Source organism: Paenibacillus sp. JMULE4, assembly GCF_013337105.1.
In the GTDB taxonomy this organism is placed as follows: Bacteria; Bacillota; Bacilli; order Paenibacillales; family NBRC-103111; genus Paenibacillus_G; species Paenibacillus_G naphthalenovorans.
In genome coordinates this window covers 90925-112899 of the sequence record NZ_SGWF01000010.1, presented here as the reverse complement: position 1 = coordinate 112899, position 21975 = coordinate 90925, and the positions used below count along the sequence as shown (strand labels likewise).

The 21975-nt window shown below is 49.5% G+C and carries 23 protein-coding genes and 1 pseudogene; 1 reads left to right on the top strand and 23 read right to left on the bottom strand.

Annotation, left to right across the window (positions count from 1 at the left end):
* Nucleotides 1-25: 25 nt before the first annotated feature.
* The 11 genes from EXW96_RS02790 to EXW96_RS02740 all read right to left on the bottom strand — a co-directional run bounded on the left by EXW96_RS02790 (nucleotide 26) and on the right by EXW96_RS02740 (nucleotide 10136).
* The gene (locus tag EXW96_RS02790) at nucleotides 26-1168 is read right to left on the bottom strand and encodes a sugar ABC transporter substrate-binding protein (protein ID WP_174349811.1); all 1143 of its coding nucleotides are present in this window, start codon (nucleotides 1166-1168) and stop codon (nucleotides 26-28) included.
* Nucleotides 1169-1631: 463 nt separating this feature from the next.
* Nucleotides 1632-3137: a tripartite tricarboxylate transporter permease gene (locus tag EXW96_RS02785; RefSeq protein WP_074728305.1), complete on the bottom strand. Its 1506-nt coding sequence runs from the start codon at nucleotides 3135-3137 to the stop codon at nucleotides 1632-1634.
* Nucleotides 3138-3152: 15 nt separating this feature from the next.
* The gene (locus EXW96_RS28445; RefSeq protein ID WP_375256436.1) at nucleotides 3153-3287 is read right to left on the bottom strand and encodes a tripartite tricarboxylate transporter TctB family protein; all 135 of its coding nucleotides are present in this window, start codon (nucleotides 3285-3287) and stop codon (nucleotides 3153-3155) included.
* Between the two features lie 2 nt (nucleotides 3288-3289).
* A complete protein-coding gene (locus EXW96_RS02775; RefSeq protein ID WP_174349810.1) occupies nucleotides 3290-3604 on the bottom strand; it encodes a hypothetical protein in 315 nt (104 codons plus the stop codon).
* 101 nt (nucleotides 3605-3705) lie between these two features.
* Complete coding sequence (locus EXW96_RS02770) at nucleotides 3706-4728, bottom strand: tripartite tricarboxylate transporter substrate binding protein (RefSeq protein ID WP_174349809.1); 1023 nt, start codon at nucleotides 4726-4728, stop codon at nucleotides 3706-3708.
* A 17-nt stretch (nucleotides 4729-4745) separates the two neighbouring features.
* Nucleotides 4746-5816, bottom strand: a complete 1071-nt coding sequence (locus EXW96_RS02765) for an Ldh family oxidoreductase (RefSeq protein ID WP_174349808.1) — start codon at nucleotides 5814-5816, stop codon at nucleotides 4746-4748.
* Nucleotides 5809-6492, bottom strand: a complete 684-nt coding sequence (locus tag EXW96_RS02760) for an RraA family protein (protein WP_174349807.1) — start codon at nucleotides 6490-6492, stop codon at nucleotides 5809-5811. Before EXW96_RS02760 ends, EXW96_RS02765 begins: the two co-directional genes overlap by 8 nt.
* A gap of 37 nt (nucleotides 6493-6529) precedes the next feature.
* A complete protein-coding gene (gene glaH, locus EXW96_RS02755) occupies nucleotides 6530-7444 on the bottom strand; it encodes a glutarate dioxygenase GlaH (protein ID WP_174349806.1) in 915 nt (304 codons plus the stop codon).
* A 17-nt stretch (nucleotides 7445-7461) separates the two neighbouring features.
* Nucleotides 7462-7824 carry a Rieske (2Fe-2S) protein gene (locus EXW96_RS02750; RefSeq protein ID WP_054817170.1) on the bottom strand — a complete coding sequence of 121 codons (363 nt, stop codon included), beginning with the start codon at nucleotides 7822-7824 and terminating at the stop codon, nucleotides 7462-7464.
* Nucleotides 7767-8918, bottom strand: a complete 1152-nt coding sequence (locus EXW96_RS02745; protein WP_062408123.1) for an amidohydrolase family protein — start codon at nucleotides 8916-8918, stop codon at nucleotides 7767-7769. The genes EXW96_RS02750 and EXW96_RS02745 overlap by 58 nt, the downstream gene beginning before the upstream one ends.
* 381 nt (nucleotides 8919-9299) lie before the next feature.
* Nucleotides 9300-10136, bottom strand: a complete 837-nt coding sequence (locus EXW96_RS02740; RefSeq protein ID WP_174349805.1) for an IclR family transcriptional regulator — start codon at nucleotides 10134-10136, stop codon at nucleotides 9300-9302.
* A gap of 191 nt (nucleotides 10137-10327) precedes the next feature.
* Between EXW96_RS02740 and EXW96_RS02735 the strand changes: the two genes are divergently transcribed.
* Nucleotides 10328-11086: a GntR family transcriptional regulator gene (locus tag EXW96_RS02735; RefSeq protein ID WP_082660719.1), complete on the top strand. Its 759-nt coding sequence runs from the start codon at nucleotides 10328-10330 to the stop codon at nucleotides 11084-11086.
* 48 nt (nucleotides 11087-11134) lie between these two features.
* Here the strand turns inward: EXW96_RS02735 and EXW96_RS02730 are convergent, their stop codons facing one another.
* The 12 genes and pseudogenes from EXW96_RS02730 to EXW96_RS02680 all read right to left on the bottom strand — a co-directional run bounded on the left by EXW96_RS02730 (nucleotide 11135) and on the right by EXW96_RS02680 (nucleotide 21961).
* The gene (locus EXW96_RS02730; RefSeq protein ID WP_054819808.1) at nucleotides 11135-12235 is read right to left on the bottom strand and encodes a tartrate dehydrogenase; all 1101 of its coding nucleotides are present in this window, start codon (nucleotides 12233-12235) and stop codon (nucleotides 11135-11137) included.
* A gap of 309 nt (nucleotides 12236-12544) precedes the next feature.
* Nucleotides 12545-13279, bottom strand: coding sequence for an SDR family NAD(P)-dependent oxidoreductase (locus EXW96_RS02725; RefSeq protein ID WP_235594277.1), 735 nt, complete (start codon nucleotides 13277-13279; stop codon nucleotides 12545-12547).
* A gap of 18 nt (nucleotides 13280-13297) precedes the next feature.
* A complete protein-coding gene (locus EXW96_RS02720) occupies nucleotides 13298-14470 on the bottom strand; it encodes a UxaA family hydrolase (protein ID WP_254611193.1) in 1173 nt (390 codons plus the stop codon).
* Nucleotides 14460-14762, bottom strand: a complete 303-nt coding sequence (locus tag EXW96_RS02715) for a UxaA family hydrolase (protein ID WP_054819807.1) — start codon at nucleotides 14760-14762, stop codon at nucleotides 14460-14462. The genes EXW96_RS02720 and EXW96_RS02715 overlap by 11 nt, the downstream gene beginning before the upstream one ends.
* A gap of 25 nt (nucleotides 14763-14787) precedes the next feature.
* Complete coding sequence (locus tag EXW96_RS02710; protein ID WP_054819806.1) at nucleotides 14788-15813, bottom strand: PdxA family dehydrogenase; 1026 nt, start codon at nucleotides 15811-15813, stop codon at nucleotides 14788-14790.
* 110 nt (nucleotides 15814-15923) lie between these two features.
* Nucleotides 15924-17792 (bottom strand): sigma-54-dependent Fis family transcriptional regulator, encoded by a 1869-nt coding sequence (locus EXW96_RS02705; RefSeq protein ID WP_174349803.1) that lies wholly within the window; start codon nucleotides 17790-17792, stop codon nucleotides 15924-15926.
* Nucleotides 17793-18043: 251 nt separating this feature from the next.
* Nucleotides 18044-18298: a glutaredoxin family protein gene (locus EXW96_RS02700; protein WP_054819803.1), complete on the bottom strand. Its 255-nt coding sequence runs from the start codon at nucleotides 18296-18298 to the stop codon at nucleotides 18044-18046.
* A 125-nt stretch (nucleotides 18299-18423) separates the two neighbouring features.
* Nucleotides 18424-19271 (bottom strand): annotated as a pseudogene (locus EXW96_RS02695) (NAD(P)-dependent oxidoreductase).
* Nucleotides 19272-19382: 111 nt separating this feature from the next.
* On the bottom strand, nucleotides 19383-19901 hold the full coding sequence (locus EXW96_RS02690) for a TlpA disulfide reductase family protein (RefSeq protein ID WP_174349802.1): 519 nt from the start codon (nucleotides 19899-19901) through the stop codon (nucleotides 19383-19385).
* A 17-nt stretch (nucleotides 19902-19918) separates the two neighbouring features.
* A complete protein-coding gene (locus EXW96_RS02685; RefSeq protein ID WP_254611192.1) occupies nucleotides 19919-20752 on the bottom strand; it encodes an acyl-CoA dehydrogenase family protein in 834 nt (277 codons plus the stop codon).
* A gap of 105 nt (nucleotides 20753-20857) precedes the next feature.
* A complete protein-coding gene (locus EXW96_RS27200; RefSeq protein ID WP_254611191.1) occupies nucleotides 20858-21079 on the bottom strand; it encodes a hypothetical protein in 222 nt (73 codons plus the stop codon).
* A gap of 111 nt (nucleotides 21080-21190) precedes the next feature.
* On the bottom strand, nucleotides 21191-21961 hold the full coding sequence (locus EXW96_RS02680) for an ABC transporter permease (protein ID WP_054819810.1): 771 nt from the start codon (nucleotides 21959-21961) through the stop codon (nucleotides 21191-21193).
* Between the last annotated feature and the right edge of the window lie 14 nt (nucleotides 21962-21975).

Sequence of the window (21975 nt, the reverse complement as noted above, 5' to 3'; positions counted from 1 at the left end):
GTCCTCTCTTTGTTTGATGTCATGGTTAATAATATTTGATTCCCCAGTCGTTAAAGGCGATATTCCCCCACAGCCGCTTGTCGTCCACATTGCCTGTATTCACTTCAAACGGCGGCAGAATCAGGCTTGGACCGGAGGCGGTTTGCATAATTTGCGCCTTTTCCCAGTAGTACTTGCTGTTCGAATATTGCTCCAGAGGGACCTCCTTACCCTGCCGGGCATACTTATTCAGAAGCTCGACGCATATTTCCCCGTAAGCAATCGGATCCTGAGAGATGGTGGCATCCAAAATCCCCTCCTTAATCCATTGATGTGCGATCGGCTCCCCGTCTATGGTGACAAAAATAACGTGCTCCTTCGAACCCTTGGGATGGAGCCTGCCTTTTTCCTTCAATGCCTGATAAATACCGCGGGCGGGGGTTTCGGAAGGCGCGTGGACGGCGTCAAGCTGTGGAAATTGGGACAATATTTCGGCGGTTACATCATGCATTTTCGTTAAATCGCCTTCGGTGGCGCGGCTGATTAACTCGACATCCTCATAGGTTTGGAGCACCGCTTCAAAGCCCTGCTTTCGAAGATTCCACGCATGGCTCTTCAGTTGGCCAAAACAGTTGAGTACGATCCCTTTAGGCGTTCCGTACTTTTCTGTCAACAGCTCAATGATTTTTTGGGCGGCCATTTCCCCGGCTTTGTAATTATCGAAGGCGATCGTAATCGAGGCTTCGCCGGTCATAAGAGGCGTATCGATAATTCCCACCGGAATGGCTTCGCGCCTGGCTGCACTCATCGTTTCTTCCAGCCCTTCGCTGTCTACCGGATCTGCCACCACAGCGACCGGCTTCTTGGCCAATATATCCCGAATTTGCTGATCCTGCTTGGACGGATCGAAATCGGCAACAGAAGACTGAAAGCCCCATCCGATCGATTGAGCCGCGCGGTTAACGGCCTCCTGTTGAATAATATAAAAATAGTACCCCAGACTTTTATTGGAAAAAAATATAAACGGTTTCTGTTCCTCCGTATCCGGGTCCTCCAAGTTCAAGCCGCCGCCTGTAATCGATTTCTCACAAGCGGCAAGCAGCGTTCCGTTCAGACAAAGACCCACCCCCAGCACAGTCCATTTCGTCATCTTTTTGAGGAATTGACGTCGGCTCATGTAAGAATTCAAATGTACTCCACCTCCACAAATGATGTTCAGGTTTCAATGTTAAATTCTTACCACCAGGTATAAATCCCCAATAATTAAAACGCTTTCAAAATAGGTCTTTGGACTTACATATTCTGACAAGTTGCTGATGCTGAGATCATAAAATTGGAAATCAGTGGATTAACTTGCTGATGGCTATGATTGGAGTCCTATATATGGGATTACAGGTCACAACTTAAATCTCAGGGGCCGGGATGCGTGTATATTGGTAGTTTTGGAATCATTTTAATTCAACATCCAATACGTGTCAATCTTACTCCAAGCGCATCTGCCGACCATACCACTGGAATTTTCTGTTCAATACAAAAAAAGACAGGCCGCAACGTCACCTGTCTTTAGGTATGCTTCCAAAGTCAATCTGTATTTGACCCCCTCGTTATGCAGATTTCAAGTCTTCCACAGGATTGCAGCTCCTCTACGTCGTTTACATTTCAACGTCATTAGCCAAAAATTCCTTTTTCTTCTTCAAGCCTGCTATAAAGCTTATCATCAAAATCAGGATGGAAATGGCCAGAATGGTACCTGAAATCGGACGCTGGAAAAAGGAGAAGAAGTTTCCGTTAAAGATGATTAACGACTGCATCAATGCGTCTTCCATCAGCTTTCCTAAAACAAAGGTTAGCACCAGAGGCGCCATAGGAATATCGACCTTCTTCATAAAATACCCTATAATACCAAATGCGAGCATGACTCCGACATCCCAAAGGCTGTTATTCACACTATATGCACCTAAAATTGAAATCATCAGGATAATGGGAAAAAGCAGCTTGAACGGAACGGTTGCAATTTTGGCCCACAACCCTGCCATAGGCACATTCATGATGAGCAAAATAAAGTTGCCTATAAACATACTGGCAATGACGGCCCAGACAAAATCCGGATTATTTTGAAATAGAGTGGGACCCGGGGTAAGTCCATGCATAATAAACGCTCCCAGGATGACGGCAATCGTAGGCGAGCTAGGAATCCCAAGCGTGAACAAAGGAATGAGAGCACCGCCGCAGTAGGAGTTATTGGCTGTTTCGGGTCCGGCTACGCCCTCAATGGCTCCCTTTCCAAAGCGAGCAGGATCCTTAGCCAGTTTTTTCTCCAGGGAATACGACATGATGGCAGGAATAACCGAATTGGATCCGGGCAGCAGCCCCACTAAAAATCCTAATCCGGTGCCTCGTCCAATGGACATCAATGTTGGACGCCATTCTTCCCGTCTAGGCAAAAGTCCTTGCACTTTAGGAGCCTTCTGCGCTTTTGTATGGATTTCGGCATTGGTTAAAATTTCGGATAAACCGAATAACCCCATAGCCACCGTCACAAAATCGAAACCGTTCATTAATTGGGGCTCCCCGAAGCTGAACCGGACCACACCGGACATGGTATCCATCCCGATCATGGATAAGGTTAGCCCCAACACAGCAGCCATCATCCCGGTTAAGAGCGATTTGCCGATCAGACCGATCACTAGGGTCAAGCCCAAAACCATCAGAGCAAAAAACTCCGGCGGTCCAAATTTCAATGCCATTCGGGCGATCACCGGCCCGAGAAAGGCAAGCCCTATAATCGACACGGTTCCCCCAATGAATGACCCGATTCCCGCTACTCCCAATGCGGTTCCGGCCCTTCCCTGCTTCGCCAAAGGATGCCCGTCCAAACAGGTAATCACCGATGCGGCTTCGCCCGGGGTATTGATAAGAACAGACGTAATGGTGCCTCCATACATCGCCCCGTAGTAAATCCCCGATAACATAATAATCGCAGATATGGGGTCCATGCCGAAAGTAATGGGGAGCAGGATGGCCGTTCCCGATGTAGGGCCCAGTCCCGGGAGGATGCCGACCAGCATACCGGCCGTAACGCCAAGCAAACAGTAGACCAGATTTTCCAATGTAAGCGCTGTACTAAATCCCGACAATAAATGAACGAATGACTCCATGGTTTTCCCCCTTACTTAGAATCCCAATGCATTCACCGGCAGAGGCACATTGAGGAGAAATTTGAAAACATAAAACAGGGATACCGTAACGGTGGCCGAAACACCCAGAGCCATAACCCATTTATAATCTCTTATCAGAATAAAAGACAGCGTCAGGATACCCGCGATCGTGAAACCGGCAAAAGGAGCGGCGATAATAAAAAAAGCACAGCAGCGATAATGGTCAGAATATTCCCGAGCCCTCTGCCCCTCGGTAAAATCTCCGGGAACAAAATAATACTTTTCTTGAGCGACTTCATCATAAACAGCAGCGACAAGACCATTAAAACCGCACTAAGCCAAAGCGGCAGTAATCCTGGTCCGGGTCCAAGCTCGCTGTAATAGTCAAGCGATAAGGACTGCCATAAAATCAGGGATGCAAAAAGCAGGATCACGATACCGATCACAAATCCCGCATTTTTCAACATCAGACCACTTCCTTTCCCCGCATCGATCCCTATGATTTCAAAGGCATGGTGCAGCTTTTTCTTGGACTATGCCCATACCTTTGAAATCAGGTCTCATTCGCTTACCAATTCAACAGCTTCTTCAGCTCCATAACGCCCGCTTCCTCTTCCTTCAGCATGTTCTTGTACTCTTCTCCCTTTTTAAAATCCACCTGGAGGCCCATGTCTTCCATTTTTTTCTTTTGCTCCATGTCGTTAATTCCTTTTTCGAATGCGGCGATCAGCTTCTCCATAATTTCCGGACTGACCCCTTTGGGAGCCGCGATGCCCCGGGCAGACCAGGAAACAATATCGCCAAATCCGCTTTCCTTTAAGGTCGGCGCATCCGGAAGATAAGACGAGCGTTCCTGCGCCATCACCGCAATAACCTTCAACTGTTTTTCATTATGAGGTTTAACGACTTCACCGACATTGGCAAGCATTACATCCACGTGCCCTCCGAGCAGATTGCTCAAATTTTCGCCGAAGCCCTTGGTATGGACTGCATTGAACTTCGTACCCAATCTTTGATTCATTCGTAAAGCCGCATAATGATCGTCACTGCCGACTCCCGTAGAGGTTACCGTTAATTGGTTTGCCTTGGCATACTCAACTAAACTCTTGATGTCCGTGAATCGGGTTTCATTGGACCGGATAGCTATCGCGCCAAGATCCGTCACATGATTGGCAATGGGTTCAAAGCTGTCGAGGTTTTCCTTCCGGGCCGTAGAAGGATTCACATAGCCTGTAATTAAATTAGGCGTGTTAATATATCCGATGGTATAACCGTCGGGCGGCGATTTGACCAATTCCCCCCAACCGACCCAGCCGCCGGCGCCCGGTTTATTGGATATAACGAGGGGCACCCCTAACTCCTTCTCCACATATGGAGCCAATATTCTTGCACCTACGTCGGTGCCTCCGCCTGCCTCGAACGCTACGATCAAGGTAATCGGCTTATTCGGATAGCCATTGGCTGCCTGCTGTTTTCCATCGCTGCCCGGATTCGCTTGATTTCCTTGGTTTGTCGTCCCTTGATTCGTCGCACCGCATCCCGCAACCATCGTTAATGCCGCAGCCAGAATAATCGAAACCAGCTTTTTCAAGAATCACAGCCCCCCTCTTATTTCGCGCTTTGAAACAGCGGATTGTATACATGCAGGCGATTGGCAACCTGAACCATTTCCTGGACAACTTGTGTCGATAACGGTATTCCGTTTTTCGTGCGGTCATCCATCATGCCCCGTTCCATTTCGCCCGGCATGTAAATTTGCTCTACTCCTTCAATCAACGGAACCTGCCGAATTTCCCTTATCATCTGATCCATGCGGTCTTTGAAAATCTGCAAAGGCTGAAATAAATCGGCACGCATGACCATAAAGAATTGTCCCGCATGCTGATGCCGCTCAAAGTTTCGGTACAAATCGCCGATATGCGGCCCATATTGCGCTCCTGTAAACAGCCCGGACAGAATGTCGACCAGCATCGCAATCCCGTATCCTTTATGACCGCCGACCGGCAGCACCAACCCTTCCAAAGCCTCCGTCGGATCGGTTGTCGGGTTGCCCTCCCTGGAAATCGCCCAGCCGACGGGAATGGTTTGCCCGTTTTTCTGAGCATTGATGATCTTGCCTCTGGCAACGACACTGGAAGCCATATCGAAGATGATATCCTCCTCCTCGCCCGCCGGGATTCCATAGGATAAAGGATTGGTCCCGAAGAAGCGCTCCTTGCCTCCCCATGGCGCCATATTCGCCGGGGCATTGGTCGTTGCCAGCGCAATACAGTCGTGCTCTGCCGCATACATGGTGTAATCGGCAAGCATGCCGCAGTGATTCGAATGGTTGATCCCGACCACCCCGATCCCCGTCTGCTTCGCTTTATTTACAGCGATCTGCATTCCCTTTGTTGCTGCGACGATACCCGAAGCGTTCTGAGCATCGAATAAAGCGAATGAGGCGGTTTCCCGGACGGCTTTCAATTCGCACTTTTTATTGGTCAGCCCTCTGTGAAGCCTATCAATGTAAATGGCGACCCTGCTGACGCCATGGGAATCAATGCCTCTTAAATTGGCCAGAACCAGATGTCTGGCCAACGTGGATGATTGTTCTTCATCCAATCCTGCACATGTGAAAATCTGGGAAACAAAATCTTGGAGCTCCGCCTTCGGCACCTTCACTACCCCATTACTCAATGACTTCACATCCTTTGGCTTGAAGTGCGGCATCGATCCATGATCTATCCCATTTGCCGTCGTAAATCGCTTGAATGGTCGCCGCTTCCTTCTCCTGCACCGCCCGGGCTGACTTTAATACTTCCTGCGCCTCTGCTGAAGGGATGACCACAACCCCGTCATCATCACCAACAATGACATCTCCCGGTGCTACCGGAACATTGCCGCAGCTAATGACGGTGTTGATTTCACCAGGCCCTTCCTTGTAGGGGCCGCGCGGTGTGCCGCCCCTGGCAAAGACGGGAAAGCCCATCTCAGCAATGGCATACAGATCCCTCACGGGACCATCGACAATAAAACCCCCGAGGCCCTTCACCTTGGCATAGTGACACATGAGCTCGCCGAGTATCGCATGACCCATATCCCCGGAAGCATCAATGACGATCAAATCTCCCGGTTTGGCCAGGTCCATCGCCTTGTGCACCATTAAGTTATCCGAGGGATGCGTTCTGACGGTAAAAGCGCTTCCAACAACATGAATGCCCGGCTTGTTCACACTTTTAATCGCATGATCCATAGCGCGAAAGCGTCCCATGACGTCCGCAATATTCGATGCGGCAATCCCTTTAAAGCTGGCGATAATTTCCGGATTGATCCTGTCGACACTCTTGCATATTCGGAATCCGATATTGGACAATACTATGCATCTCCCCGTTTTCTGTCTTGAACGGAAATCAATTTTGGGCGAAAACGCCTCTCTGCCGCATTAACTCCCGGTACAGATCCGTATTCTTTTCAAAAGCCTCCCGGCCATGAAGCCAGAAGTGGTTGTTCAGTATGACCAGCTGTCCGACAGGCAGGTTTACGGCGAGCGTTCCCGGACTATTTTCCATCGATTCCTGAATATGTTTAAGATACATCGCCTGCTCTATCGTTTGCGGATGGACACATTGGTGGTTGTAGCGCATACAGATGGTATGGTTCCGTTCATAGAAGGTGGGATTATATACGGCACTTGTTACGTTCTTGCTGCCTCTGTCGGAGTAATCGTACTTATAAATATGTGAGGCCAAGGGGTGTTGGCTGAAAGCAGGCAGGTCCTCCCAATCATCGAGGTGAAGCAGCCGCGATTCGCCCCCGACAGCATTTCGTTCCACGAATTTCATCATGATCAGCCAATCCGTCGGCTCATCAACGAAAATGCCGTCGGTATGCAGTTCCAGCACCCGAAAAGCCTGACGAAGGTACGTATCGCTATCGTCCGAATGCTGCACAGCAAATCTGGCGTAAAACTTGCCCGACATCGCGTCATGATTGGAAATCCCAATGAGATAGGCAATCGCCGTTGCAAATTTAAGATATTCATCCGTATCGTCCGTTTGCTCCTGGACACCTATGGTAAAGCCTCCGCTGCTGCGGTCTTGCAGAATTTGCCGGATGGTCTGCTGAAATGAATCTCCAACCGCTTCTTTAAGCTGATCGGCCAAATAAAATCGTTCAAACGGAACATATTCGATTCTTTCGATGTCGATGTCCTTAACGGATTGAAAAAATTGCTGAAGCGATGCGTTGCTCAACTCAACATGTTTCAAGCGCTGATGCTCCGGATGCGGTTTGATTTCATAATTCAATGTGCCAAACGGATTCATGGACCCTCTTCCTTTCTTCAGGGGATGGTTACAATCACGGAATCGTTTTCTATCGTCGCGTCATATACGGCAATTCGCCTCGTGCGGTCGGCCAGGCACTCGCCCGTTTTCACATCAAACTCCCAGCCATGCCAAGGGCAGGATACGACCGGTTCCTCGTAATCATTGTATTCCACGATGCGCCCGTTAGCCTGGATCGCTGCTTTTAATGTAGGGAAAATGCCTCCGCAGGCCGGGCCGCCCTGATGAGGACATAAGTTGCGTAATGCATAAAATTTCCCCCCCGTGCATACGATGCCAACCGATTTCCCTTCCAGATCGACTATTTTAACGGTTCCATCTGAGAATTGTCCGACGGGACCGATGATATGTTTTCCCATTTTTTGATTCCCCCTTTTCTAAGATTGAACACCTTCATGGCATTGCCTGCCAAAAATTTGGCCTTCGCTTCCTTATCCAGAAACGGCATGCGATAGGCAATAGAAGGATCATCATAATCAAAGTGCGGGTAATCACTGGCATACATGAACTGATCATAGCCGTTGGCCATGTCAAACACGGCTTTCAAGTGCTGAGTCTGCTTGGGCATTTCAATAGGCTGGCTTCCAAAGTATATTCGGTTCAGAATATATTCGCTCGGCAAGCCCTTGAGTAATGGAGCTTCGGAACGGCGTTTCAAGTAATATTCGTCCAGACGATACATCATCATCGGTACCCAAAACAACCCGGATTCCTGAAATACGAATTTGAGCTTTGGAAACCTCTCCGGAATCCCCTGCATCAGTAAGCTGGTGAGCTGAATCATGTTGCTTACGGCAAATCCCAATGAATGGGACTCGATCAAACGTTGAAATCCATCGGCGGGAGACGCCCCTTCCACCAGCGTCAATCCGGGAGCGGAATGAAATACCATAGGCAGGTCATGTCTTTGGGCAGCGTCATAAACCGGATCGTAGCGAACATCTCCAAGAGGAGGGTAAGCGCCGGAACACATAAAGCATACTCCGACCACACCGGGATGATGAGCTGCACGCTCAATGATTTTGGCGCCTTCTTCAGGATCCTGCCATGGAACGATGACCATGGTGTAAATCCCCTCATCAGGATCCAATACTTTATCGATCATAAAATCGATGTAGCCGTTGCAAAGTGCCACGACCAAATCTCTCACCGGAGTATGCCCCATCGAGATTAAGTGGTTTGGAACAAAAATAGAAGCGTCGATTTGCAGCCGGTTCATGGCCGCCTTGACTTCGCCTTCCTTGTTCGATCCAATATGGTAGTTGTAATCCATATCTTCCCTTCTGATCCGGCCCTCCATCATTCGATCCCCGAGCGTCATGGGCAGCAGCCGGGTCGGACTCACCCCTTTGATCCGCGATTTCCAAACGTCATCCGCATAATCGGCAAGCTGTTCGATGGGCTCCAAATAATGTGCGTCCGTATCGACGACTTTAAGTCCTCTGATGGCCATAGTAAGCTTCTCCCTTCGTGCTCAATGATTTCTTTTCATGTGCAGTGAACGGACCCATCCGTATTGTCCCCATGAACCACCACCTTTTTTTCAAATATTTAAACTTTTGTTCTAACTATTGAACTTATTAAATCTTACTCCTTATCTCAAATCTTGTCAATCACAAAATTGGTAGCGGTTTCAGAAAGGTTCTCATCAAAGTCAGGGTTATGGAGAAACAAGCAAATGGGGGTTGTCCGGTGAGAAACCGGGAGGTTGGGGAAATCAACGATCGCTGGATCACGCTCAAGGCGGCTACCGCTATGGTTTGAAATCAAAGCTCCCGGTTGTCGGCCGCCATCGCAGCTATGAAAGGATTTGGTTTGAGGTCGCTTTTATGAATTACATTCTTGCAATCAAGTGTTTCCAATCCAATGCGGCCGTTTCCATGCCGTGACCGCGATTCCATGGTTGTCCGCCCATGCGGTTTGTAATTTTCTCCGCTGTCTCTTTGACATGATTCGCCAAAAAATCGAGCCGTTGTTCGCCTGCTCTGTCCGTTGGAATGGAAATCACCACTCCGGCCGCCATTTTTCCGGATTGGTCAAGAACAGGAGCGGCAATGCCGACAATGCCATCCATGTTTTCTTCATAGCTGATGGATAATCCATACGTGCGAACGGCTTTGAGGTGCTCTCTGATCTGTGCAGGATCCGTCATTGTTCTTTCGGTCATTCGAACCAGCTGTTTTTTTTGAAAATAGGCATTCAGTTCGTCATCCTTCATACTGGCTAAGTAGAGTTTACCCATGGAAGTACAATAAAATTGCCTGCGGGTGCCCACGGGGATGTCATACCGGATGGGATGCGTCCCTTTCACCTTATCGATATAAACCAATTCATCCCCGCTCACAATTCCCAGGTATATGTCTTCCCCGGTTTTGGTCCCCAAATCCTCTATATACGGACGCGCCAAAGGTTTGACAGTAAAATGATGCACGATGGATGAAGCCAGTTCAATCATGCCGCCCCCAATCGAATAGAGCTTTGTTGCATCGTTGTAATACACATACCCGTGTGAAGCCATTTGCTTCAACAAATTGTGCATGCTGCTTTTGGGGATATCGGCAAACTCATTCATCATTTCCGTGAACGATAACCCGTGTGATTTCTTGCTTAACAGACGCAAAATGGCAAATATCCGGGAAACCGTTCTAAATGCTCCGTTATCTTGTGTCATAGCTCCACCTTCATGATTCGTTTATTTGAACTACTGTCCATATATTGAAATTAACGAACAAATGGGCTTTTGTCAAGAAAAGTACCGGAGCGCCAACCCCTCGGCTCATTGAGGAATCCGCTTACTTTTTGTTATAATTTAAGTAAATTAAGACATCAAATCTTATGCTATCGGGATGTGTACAGATAAACATGGAAAAACGACCGACGATTCCCCTGTCTGAAGGAAATGACCAAGAACCGGTCAACCCTGCTCTTTCTTCCAATATGCAGTCTTTTTTGTCCCAGTTAGAGACGAATGAGGAAACTCGCCTGCCGCAGCGTGCCTACTTAGCCGTTCGCCATGCGATTCGGCATCTTCAATTGGCACCCGGACAAACGGTACTGGAAGGGACATTAGCCGAAATTCTGGGCATGAGCAGGACACCCGTGCGTGAAGCTCTCGTTCGTCTGGAAATGGAGGGCTGGGTCCGCCTGATCCCGCGCAGGGGCTTTACCGTTGCGCCCATTGTAGCGGATGATCTGCAGCAAATTTACGAGGTGGTTGAAGCGCTGGACGGCATTGCGGGCCGTCTTGCCGCCGGCCGTGTCACTTCAGAAGAACTTCATCAGCTCGAGCTTCTCGTTGATGAGCAGCAAAAGGCACTGGACAACGACGATCTCCTTGCCTGGACAGACCTGGATGATCAGTTTCATAACTATATCGTGGACCTGGCCAAAAATCCGCGTCTTAGAGGCATTATGGACAGTCAAACCGATCAGCTTTACCGCGCCCGGTTGTATACGATACAATACAGGCCCAAGCCTACGCGCTCGATGATCGAACATCAAGCGATCCTGGCTGTCATGAAGGCCGGAGAACCGGAAGCCGCCCGTACGATGCTGCAATCTCACCGCTACAGGGCCCGCAATGAAATTCTGGAAGTGCTCCGGACGATCCGCGCCACCTAAAGAAAAGAGCTGAGGTTGATTTTCCGGAAATCAACCTCAGCTCTTGGATTATTTAAGACTGGCAGCTTTATTGGACAGATTAGCTATAATCGCATCAGTAACCTCCGTGGTTCTGCTGGTACCCCCTACATCAGGAGTAAGCTTTCCTTGTCCAGTCGTTTCTTCGATCGCCCGATTGAGAAGTGCGGCTTCCTCATGAAGGCCGAGATGCTCCAGCATGAGCGCCCCGCTGGCAATGGTTCCGATCGGATTGGCTATGCCCGCCCCGGCAATATCGGGAGCAGATCCATGAACGGGCTCGAACATGCTCGGGTAGCGTCTGTCGGGGTTGAGATTGGCGCTGGCGGCAAGCCCCAGGCTTCCGGCAAGAGCACTGCCCAGATCAGACAGAATGTCGGCAATCAGGTTGGAGCCCACGACGACTTCCAATGTTTCCGGCTTCAATACAAAGCGGGCCGCCATAGCGTCAACCAGCCATTGCTCGGTTTCGACATCCGGATATTCCTGACTCACACGCGCAAACACTTCATCCCAAAGCACCATTCCATATTGCTGTGCATTGCTTTTCGTTACACTGGTCACTTTCTTTCTTTTACGAGTGCGGGCCGTCTCAAACGCGAAACGAATAATCCGTTCGCAGCCTTCCTCCGTAAACACCGATGACTGAACCGCCACTTCCTTCCCTTTCCCCCGCCCTGTGAAATTCCGTCCGCCGAAGCCCGAATACTCGCCTTCCGAATTTTCACGAATCAAGATCCAATCCAGCTCTTCCACATTCGGATGGCGCAGCTTGCTTTCCACTCCCGGCAGGAAGCGAACAGGCCGGATATTGGCCCACTGATCAAAGCCTTGGCAGATCGCAAGTCTCAATCCCCACAAACTCACATGGTCCGGGACATTTTTCCAGCCGACGGCGCCGAAATAAATAGCGTCATAATCCTTCAGCTGCTCCAACCCGTCTTCAGCCATCATTCGGCCGTGTTTAGCGTAATATTCGCTTCCCCATGGAAAAGAATCAAACTGGAAAGAAAATTTTCCGTTGGACGCTTGGGCCAAGTGCTCCAGTACACGCTGTCCTTCTTGGATTACCTCTTGCCCGATACCGTCACCAGGGATGACTGCAATTCGAAAATGTTGTTGTTCACTCATGCTTCGGCCTCCTGCCATCATTTTGTAATATGCTTGATTTATTGATGATCTGTATGTTCATTATCAATTAACGTATACGTTATTGTCAATAGTTTCTTGTATTTTCATCCTCGAAATTTTAAACCCGCGTAAAATGAGTTTGATAAAACTTATAAAATTTCAATTCAAAAGAAAATCTCGCTTTCCGAATCTCGCTCATGATCTTAAATTAATGAATACATTAATAGATTTAACCAACCAAAAAAGAGAGGCGATAGTACCCTGCCTCTCCTTCATATCGTGCGATGCCTCATAAAATGCGATTTGCTGTCAAATAAACATACCGCCGTCTACTTTAATCGTCTCGCCGGTCACAAAATGGGAATGAGCAATCACGGAATAAACCACTTCGGCAACATCCTCCGGAGCAGCCACTCTCCCTAACGGCGTCCCTTCCGCCAAGCGCATCACATGATCCTCCTGGCCTTCCACCCACCTGGTCTGCACAACCCCAGGCGCAACGCTATTCACTCTCACTTCGGGTGCCATCACACGGGCCAGTGATTTGGTCACGCTGATCGCCGCCGCTTTGGAGGCCGCATAGGCGATGGAACTGCCTAAGCCTGTGATTCCTGCTACGGAAGTGATATTCACTATGCAGCCTCTCTGTTTTTTTAATTCTGCGGCGGCAGCACGACAGCAGAAGAACATCCCCTTCACATTGACATCCATGACCCGATCCCAATATTCTTCCTTCAATCCTTCCAGATCATCGTGCTTCACAAAATCGGTCACACCGGCGTTGTTGACCAAAATGTCCAATCGTCCAAAGGTATCTATCGTTTGCTGAACCATGTCCCTTACTTTCCGGTCATCCGATACCGTGCCTTGAATTACTATGCAATTGACACCTAATGCCTCGATCTCCTTTTTGGTTTCCAAGGCTTCTTTTTCCGATTTGGAATAATTGACTGCAATATGGACGCCTTCCTGCGCCAAACGGCACGCTATGGCTTTCCCGATACCCGTAGCCGATCCGGTAATCAGTGCGGTTTTTCCTTTCACCCGTATTCCCTCCAATATTCAGAAAGTAGGCCCTATCCGATAAATGCCGAAATCGTGCTGCTTCAATATTTCCGATTTGGTCCATTTACCGGAACATACCGAAACCATTTCGTCAAACAGACGTTGTCCTACAGCTTCGATCGTTTCTGTTCCGTCTATGATCGTACCGGCATTAATGTCAATATTGTCGCCCATCTTGTTAAAAATGGCGGTATTCGTAGAGATTTTGATCACAGGCGCGATCGGAGAGCCGGTAGGCGTTCCTCTGCCGGTAGTGAATAGCACGATTTGCGCCCCGCCGGCTACCATCCCGGTTAATTGTTCGATGTCATGGCCTGGCGTATCCATCCATACGAGTCCCTTTTTGGTCGGGGCTTCCGCATAATCGATGAGCTCCTGAAGCAGCCTGGTTCCCGCTTTATTCGCTGCGCCCAATGATTTTTCCTCCAGCGAGCTTAAACCTCCCCGGATATTGCCCGGACTCGGATTCCCCGTACGTATATCGACCCCCATCTTGAACGCGCGGCTTTCCATCGCCTGGATAACCTCATAAACTTTTTTGGCTACCCTGTCGTCTACGGCTCTATTCGCCAACAAGTGTTCCGCTCCGATTAATTCCGTCGTCTCCGCTAATATGGACGTTCCTCCATGGTCGACGATCATATCGCTGACTACGCCTACCGCCGGATTAGCGGATAGTCCTGAACAAGCATCCGAGCCCCCGCACTCGGTGCCGACAATCAATTCACGGAGGTCAAAGAGTTCCCGATGAAGCGCGGATGCATCCTGCACCATCTTGGCAGCTATTCTTGCCCCTTCCGCTACCGTGTATAAGGTGCCGCCGTGGTCCTGGATCGAGACGACCTCAACCGGTTTGCCCGACTTGGCGATTTCCCCTGCAATGCTTCTCGCCTGATGGGTTTCACAGCCCAGCCCGAGAACGACAACACCGTACACATTCGGATTGGTCCCCATGCCGACATAGGTGCGGAACGTCTGCTCGTAATCGACGCCTACCTGCGCGCAGCCATGCTGATGAATAAAGCTGACCGTTCCTTGAACAAGCTCCGTGATATGCTTTGCCGCTTGTGTGGCGCAAACAATCGTAGGCAGGATCAACACGTGGTTGCGAATACCTACCCGGCCGTCAGGACGACGATATCCCCAAAATGTCACAGCATCAAGAGACAATGCGGTCACCCCTTCCCCGTTTCCCTTCCAGGTTATGAACGTGCACATGCTCCCCGACGGCGATATCCTTCACCGCAACGCCGATCACTTCTCCATATTTCAAGATGTCTTGCCCGCTGGATATCGGCGCGACCGCAAATTTATGACCGAATTCGATATTTTCTTTCAGCTCCACAGCGATCGTGTTCCCGCCGCAGTTGACCGTTACTACCGTCCCGCCAGGAATATTCGTCAAGGCCACCGCCACATTGTCAATCGGTTTCATCATGACCGTGCTGTAGTTGGTCTCCATGCCGCATCATCTCCCCACCCGCTTATTATCCATTGGTTACCTTATCCCTCTTCCCCAAAACCAATCGAACGGCCAGCCTCATGGCATGTGCCATGGCTCCGGGATCGGCAATGCCCTTGCCCGCAATATCAAATGCGGTTCCATGCGCAGGGGTCGCCAGAACGACAGGCAGCCCGCCGCTGACCGTCACCCCTTTGTTGAAGCCCATCAGCTTCATGCCCGTCTGCGCCTGATCGTGATACATGGCAAGCAAAGCGTCGAACGGGTCCTTGGGAAGACGCAGGAAAATCGTATCCGCCGGATAAGGCCCCGCGACATTGATGCCTTGTGCCTGTGCTTCTTGCACCGCAGGAATCATTTCATCGATCTCCTCCGTCCCGAAGAGACCTCCGTCACCGGCATGAGGATTGAGTGCGGCCACCGCAATTCGCGGCTGATGATAACCCGCTGCCGTAAGCGTTTCATGGGCAAACCGAATCCGCTGACCGACACTTTCTTTCGTAATCAGCTCGCTTACTTTTCGAAGAGGAATATGGGAGGTTACGCGGAATACCCAAAGCTTCTCCATGACATTAATTTCACCGAAACCGTCTTTAACGCCCAGCAGGTCGGCAAGAAAATGAATATCATCCTCAAAATGAAGGCCGCCCCGAAACATCGCTTCTTTATTCAAAGGAGCATAGACCACGCCTTCCAGATGATTCCCCTTCACGAGCTGCAAAGTGTATTCCAGCGTTTTTCCGCTCGCTAACCCCGCTTCCGGAGAGAGGATGCCCTTTTGGAAATCATCCGGATTTATATTTTGCAGATCGATTAACGGAAGCTCATGCTCCTGGAATGAAGCCTGTTCGATGGAATCGATTTTTCGATAGTTTAAGGTGACCCCGGCGAGCTCCGCCCCCTGCTTAAACACCCGTTCATCACCAACCAGCACCCATTGAGCCAAACTGCGAATTTCATCCATTTGCAGCGCTTTAGCGACCAGCTCCGGCCCGATTCCTGCTGCATCGCCGTAAGTCAAAGCCATAACCGGTTTTCTTTGAGTTTTCATACCTTATCTCCTTTACCGTTTATTGATTGATGTAAACGTTTTTTTATCATTATAATTGGCATTGTTACCTTTGACCACAGTTATGTGGCATCGATTTGTTGCATTTTTAATCATTGGTTATAATCCAGGACCTTCTGATTCTTCATTTTCAATTTTCGCCAAAGGGTTGTTCGATTGATGCCGAGCCTTTTCGCCGCTTTGGATTGGTTGTATTCTTCCTCTACCAGAATCCTGTAGATGATATCGCTTTCAATTTCCTCCAAAGTCTTGTTGAAGAACGAAAATACTGCGGGATTCCTCGTTTCCGTGCTGTCCGCCAATTCCTTGATTACCGGTTCGATCTCGTCTTTTTTGATATACGGTCCGTCGCTCAAAAGGCACATTTTATGGATGGTGTTTTTCAACTGATATACGTTTCCCGGCCAGTCGTACGATCTTAAAATGTCCATCACTTCCGGTTGAACCCCGACGATTTCCTTTCCCGTCACGACATTGGCCGAAGCGATAAACATCCGTATCAAATCGGGCATATCCTCTATTCTTTCACGCAGCGGCGAAAGACTTAAAGTAAATGTATTGATAACGCGGTACAGATCCGACCTGAACTCCCCCCTGGAGACCAAAGAGATTAATTTCTCTTCATGTTCTGCAATCACGCGCACCTTGATCTCCCGTTCTTCACTGCTGTCTATTCTCCTGACCTTATGGCGCGTCAGAATGTGAAACAAGGCCGATTGGAGGCTCAGAGGCAGCTTGCCAATATTGGACATATACAAGGTGCCGCCATTGGCGAGCTCAAAGGCACCCGGCTCGGAACCCGCCCCCAGCATTTCTTTTTCCAATATCTCGGGTGAATGGGAATGGCAATCTATGGTAACAAACGCTTTCGTTTTTAAATCGCCTTCATTATGAATGCTTTGGGCTAAGACGTGTTTTCCCGTCCCCGGCTCCCCGTAAATCATGATCGGCAGTTCGGATTTGCTGATCCGTTTGGCGCACTCAATCAGCCTGACCATCGTCTGTGATTTCCCGACCAGTTGATTGAAGTGGGCGGAAGCCTTTGCTTTTTTTACAAACCGGTACTCTTCTATTTTATTCCGTCCGGCTTGATCAGGGTTCCATTTCAATACAGCGGCCGCTCCTGTCATCCGTCCGTCAAGATATAACGGAAATCCCTTGATGTCCAGCGATTTATCAGAAAGCTGCACTCTTTCGCTGCTGTGAACGGCCTCCCGCTTCATCACGTCGCTTAAATTTATGGATAAGCCTGATGCTTTGAACAGCGTATCCACTGATTGGTCCTTGTTTACATTTAACAGTTCACGCGCGCGGGCATTGATGAATTGACATTCCTCCTGCGGACTGACAATGATTACGCCTTCCTCCAGCTGATCCAATACGGATACCAGCCCTGCATACTTTTCTTTTACTTTATTCGTATAATAAACCAATCTCTCCGCATCCTGGATGGCTTCAATCACAGCTTCCCTTCCGGAAGTGATGAGAATGCCGTGAAGTCCGAAGCTCCTGGCCGCCTGTGTGGATTTAACATCCCCGACGATCACTTGTACCCCGTCTTCCATGGCCTTTTCCAGACATTTTTCACACTCGGCATCGTCGTAAAAGGTTAAGTCCATATTCAGCAGCTTGCCTATAAAGTCCGCTCCTTGAATCACCTTCAAATGGCTCATCACGCCAATTTTCCCTTCAAATCCGTTCAAGAGCGTAAGCGTTCTCAAGATGTCGTACCCCGATATTTTGATTTCCGCTACCGGAATGGAACAATGCTCCCTCAGCAGATTTACGGTCGCACCGCGGCTGATGATCATATCATAACCTTTGGTTTCCAGCGCTTTGGCTATGTCGAGCCCTTCATACCAATCTCCGATTTCAACATGGATGTTTTTCTTTAAATCCTTATTCACTTCCAGAATTAAATCCTTCAACCCTTTATATGGAGCTATGGCAAGTATATTCAATTCCTTCACCTCTCAAATAAAGATTTTTGCAGCACATGAACAAGTGTTTAAAAATGCAACAACATCCATCATTCTAATCCTATTTTCTCATGTGCTCGCCCTTTACGCAATATATTTCGTTCCGCAAAAATATCAAAAAAACCGGATGACTCCAGTCCATATCCTGAGTCGGCTCCGGTTTACAAAAAAACACAGTTGAACAGGCCGTCAATCCTGTCCAACTGTGTTTATCTTTATTGGGGAAATCCTGTTTAGGACTTAAGTAAAGCTTCAAGCCGGTTAAAGTCGCTGTCTACGATCGCCTCGTAGGTTTGATTGCGGCCGACCTCGATCACCGGCACATGACGAATACCGTACTTGACTTCAAGAACATCCCTTAAGTAATCTTTCCCTCCCACATCCACATTGGAGTAAACGTATCCCTTTTCTTTTAAATAAGCTTTCGCTTCCTGGCAAGCTTGACAGCCTTCGCGGCTCCACAATACCAATTTCACATTCTCTGCCATGTCCATACCTCCAAATTTTAACCCGATTTTTTTGGTTTAGATTCACTGCGCAGGCGTCTTTCATGTTGAACCCGCCTGCTAAAATACTGGGCTATCCCGCTGCGATCCATGCTGTTTCATCGGTTTCAAGAGACAGCCGGAGATTTGCCCCCGATCACTTTAAATAATGCTTGCGTGCCGCTGTCCTCTTCTCCCAGTTCAACTAATTTCTCATAAAGGGAGTGGGCAAGAGCCAGCCCCGGCAGTTCAAGGTTCATTTCCTTGGCGGATTCCAGGGCAATTTTCATATCCTTAACGAAATGCTTAACGTAAAAACCCGGCGTAAAATTACCGCCGATGATACGCGGAGCCAAATGGCTCAGCGACCAACTGCCGGCCGCTCCGGTCTCAATGCTTTTCAGTACGGTGGAAGGATCCAATCCGGCCTTTTGAGCATAAATCAACGATTCGCAGACGCCGATCATATTGGAGGCAATCGCGATTTGATTGCACATTTTCGTATACTGCCCGGCGCCTGCGCCCCCTGATAAACAATGTTCGTCCCCATGGACTTCAAAACCGGCGTTACCTCATCGAAAGCTTCCCGCCGCCCGCCAACCATAATAGACAGCTTACCCTCCCTGGCCCCTATATCGCCGCCCGACACGGGAGCATCCAGCGAAAATAATCCGCGCCCAAGCGCCGCCTGCTCAATTCGCCGGGCCAAGGCCGGGCTGGAAGTGGTCATATCAATTAAATAACTATTGGGCCGGGCATGATGAATGATTCCATGTTCCCCGAGATACAGCTCTTCCACGTCATGGGGGTAACCGACCATCGTTATGATGATTTGCGATTGTTCGGCCAAAGATGCCGGCGTGTCATGCCAATTGGCCCCTTCTAAGAGGAGCGGTTCCGCCTTAGACTTGGTGCGGGTGTAGACATGAAGCACATATCCGGCCCGAATTAAACGGCTGGCCATACTTTTTCCCATGACCCCGGTGCCAATAAAGCCTATTGCCGGTTTTTGTGATTTTTGTTCCAAAAGAATCAACCTTCCTTTTCCACGATTCGGTCCTTTGGCCAAAGTCCAAAGCCGGTTTGTTTACGGGGCGAGCTCCTGCAGCTTGCCTAACAGCCGTTCCCGCGGAATTTCCCCGATCAACAGATCCTCGACGATCCCGTCCCGGCCGATGAGATAAAAGGTTGGCAAGTACTCCACCCTGTATCGTTCCGTGACTTCGCCTTTTTCGTCGAGCAGTACCGGAAAGGGTAAACGATGGGCCTGGACAAAGCTTCTCACCTCCTTCAGATCGTCCTGATGCGTCACATTGACGGCATAAAAAGCGATCCGGTCCTTAAACTCCCCGTACAATTCGCCAAGTACTGAGGCTTCCTTCTTGCAGTACTCGCACCAGGAAGTCCAAAAAACCAAAAATACCGCTTTTCCATCCGCATCTTTACGGATATCCACCCATCGACCATCCAGATCAGGCAGCTTCACCTCGGGAGCGGCGGCGTTCGGTGCCGCAAAAGCACTGTCCTCTTGCTTGTTCCAAAACGAATAGCAAGTGAAAACCAGCAGCACGACAATGGCAAAATTCACGATGGCATTTCTTTTCATCTCGTCCCCGAAGCTCCTTAAAAGAACGAAGAGGACTGCGGAAATTGGCCGTTCAGCGCCCAATTTCCCAATTCCTTCAGCTTGTATTCGACCGGATCGTGAAGCGTATGCGTGCGAAGATTGCGCCAAAAACGGTCATAACGGTATTCGGACGAAGTCGCCCGGGAGCCCATCACCTCGAACATACGGCTTGTAATGTCCAGCCCGACCTGCGTAGTCATCACCTTCGCCGTTGCAATGCTCATCATGCATTCTCCCCGTTCCCGTTCCGTCAATCCCCACTCCTTCTCCCAGGCCGATTGAAAATCCCGGGCGGCTTCCAACCGGACCCACATGTCGCCGTAATGGCGAAGAAAATACGGATCCTGAGCAGCGGAGGAGACGCCGGAAGCAGGCCAGGCTCTGGCGCTTGAAGCCGTGTATAATTTGGCCTGTTCGAACGCCCCTTCCGCGATACCCAAATATACATGCGTCAGAATAATTTGCGAAATGGAGCTGCGAAGTTTGGAAAATTCCGTCCCGACCGGACCCGGTGTGTCAAGCACCTCGCCTAATTCTACCGGAACCCGGCTAAATTCGATCCCCCCGCTGTCCGTCTGCCGCTGCCCCATATTGTCCCAATCATTCAATACGTTCACTCCTTCCCGACGGGTAGGAATGACGGCAATCAGAGGGCCGTTTCCCTCTTCATGCTTCGCGGAAACGAGCAGCAAATCCGAATCCGTAGCACCGGAGCAGAACCGTTTGGTTCCGCTCAAGTAATAACGGTCGCCTTCACGAACGGCAACAAGCCGTTGATCCAGCGGATTAAATGCGTTTCCCCAGAACAAGGGTTTGTTCGCCGTTTCCATATAATATCGGCGCTTCTGTTCCTCGGTTCCATACATATGCGGTGTGACCAAATTCAGAAAATGATATCCGAACAAATGCGCAATGGAACTGTCGACCCTGGCAAATCATCGAACGATCTCCAGTACGGTTAGCCATGTATCCCCACAACCGCCAAAGCTCTTGGGCGCCAGCAAGGCGAGCAAGCCGCTTCTCCTGATCAAATCCCGTTCCGCTTTCGCCGTACCTCCTTTGATATCCCGCTCTACGGCGGTCAGGGAAAACGTATCAACCAGTTCATCGGCCACAGCCAAATAATCGATGGGGGCCTGATGCGAAATCGTAGTCATTGCGAATCTTTCCCTTCCTTGAAGTGAAGGGCTGATCAGCCAAAAGCGGTACAGCCCGTTTCTTCCTCCCCCCGGCTGTGCGATGCGGAGGGCCATTTGGATGCGCTATAGTTATAAAGTTTTGTCATCGAGCTGCGTCCAAAACAAGTATTTGTTTTTGATCTTGTCAAAAATGAGCATGATGGCCAGGATGACCAGGCTGTTGAAAATCATACCGGCAACAACGTTTTTATAATCGGAAAAATCACTGTAGTATTGAATAAAATACCCCATGCCCGATTTGGCGCCGAACATTTCCGCCACGGTCAGAATAATGAAGGCGAATCCCAGCGCTACGCCCGCTCCGTTAAAAATGAACGGCAGCGCCGCCGGAATGATCACCTTTGTGAGAAGCTTTCCGCTTCTTAGCCCTAACGCGCGGGCGTTGTCCAGATAATGCCGGTCTATAAGCAATACGCCTTGAATGGTACCGAGCAGGATAGGCCATAACGCGCCGGCGAAAATCAAAAACACGGATGCGGATTTAAACGTAGGCAAAAGCGCTATGGCATACGGAATGTACATCGTAGGGGGAATCGGGCTCAACGCATGGAAAATCGGCATCAGCGGTTTCCTCAGCGCAGGATGCAGCGCGACCGCCAACCCTACCGCTATTCCCGCAATGACGGCGGAGAAATATCCGCTTAGAAACAGCTGCATCGAGCTGATGAACCCCTCCAACAGCAGCCCTTTACTTTTCCAGAAGGCAAGCAGGACGGCCTGCGGATTCGGGAACAGCACGGGATTGATCTTTTTGGCGACATCCGTAAAGTAAATCCATGCCGCCAACACGGCGGCTACGATAAGCAAAGTACCATAATACGTTTTAACAAACCGTTTCAACGCGAAAAACAGCT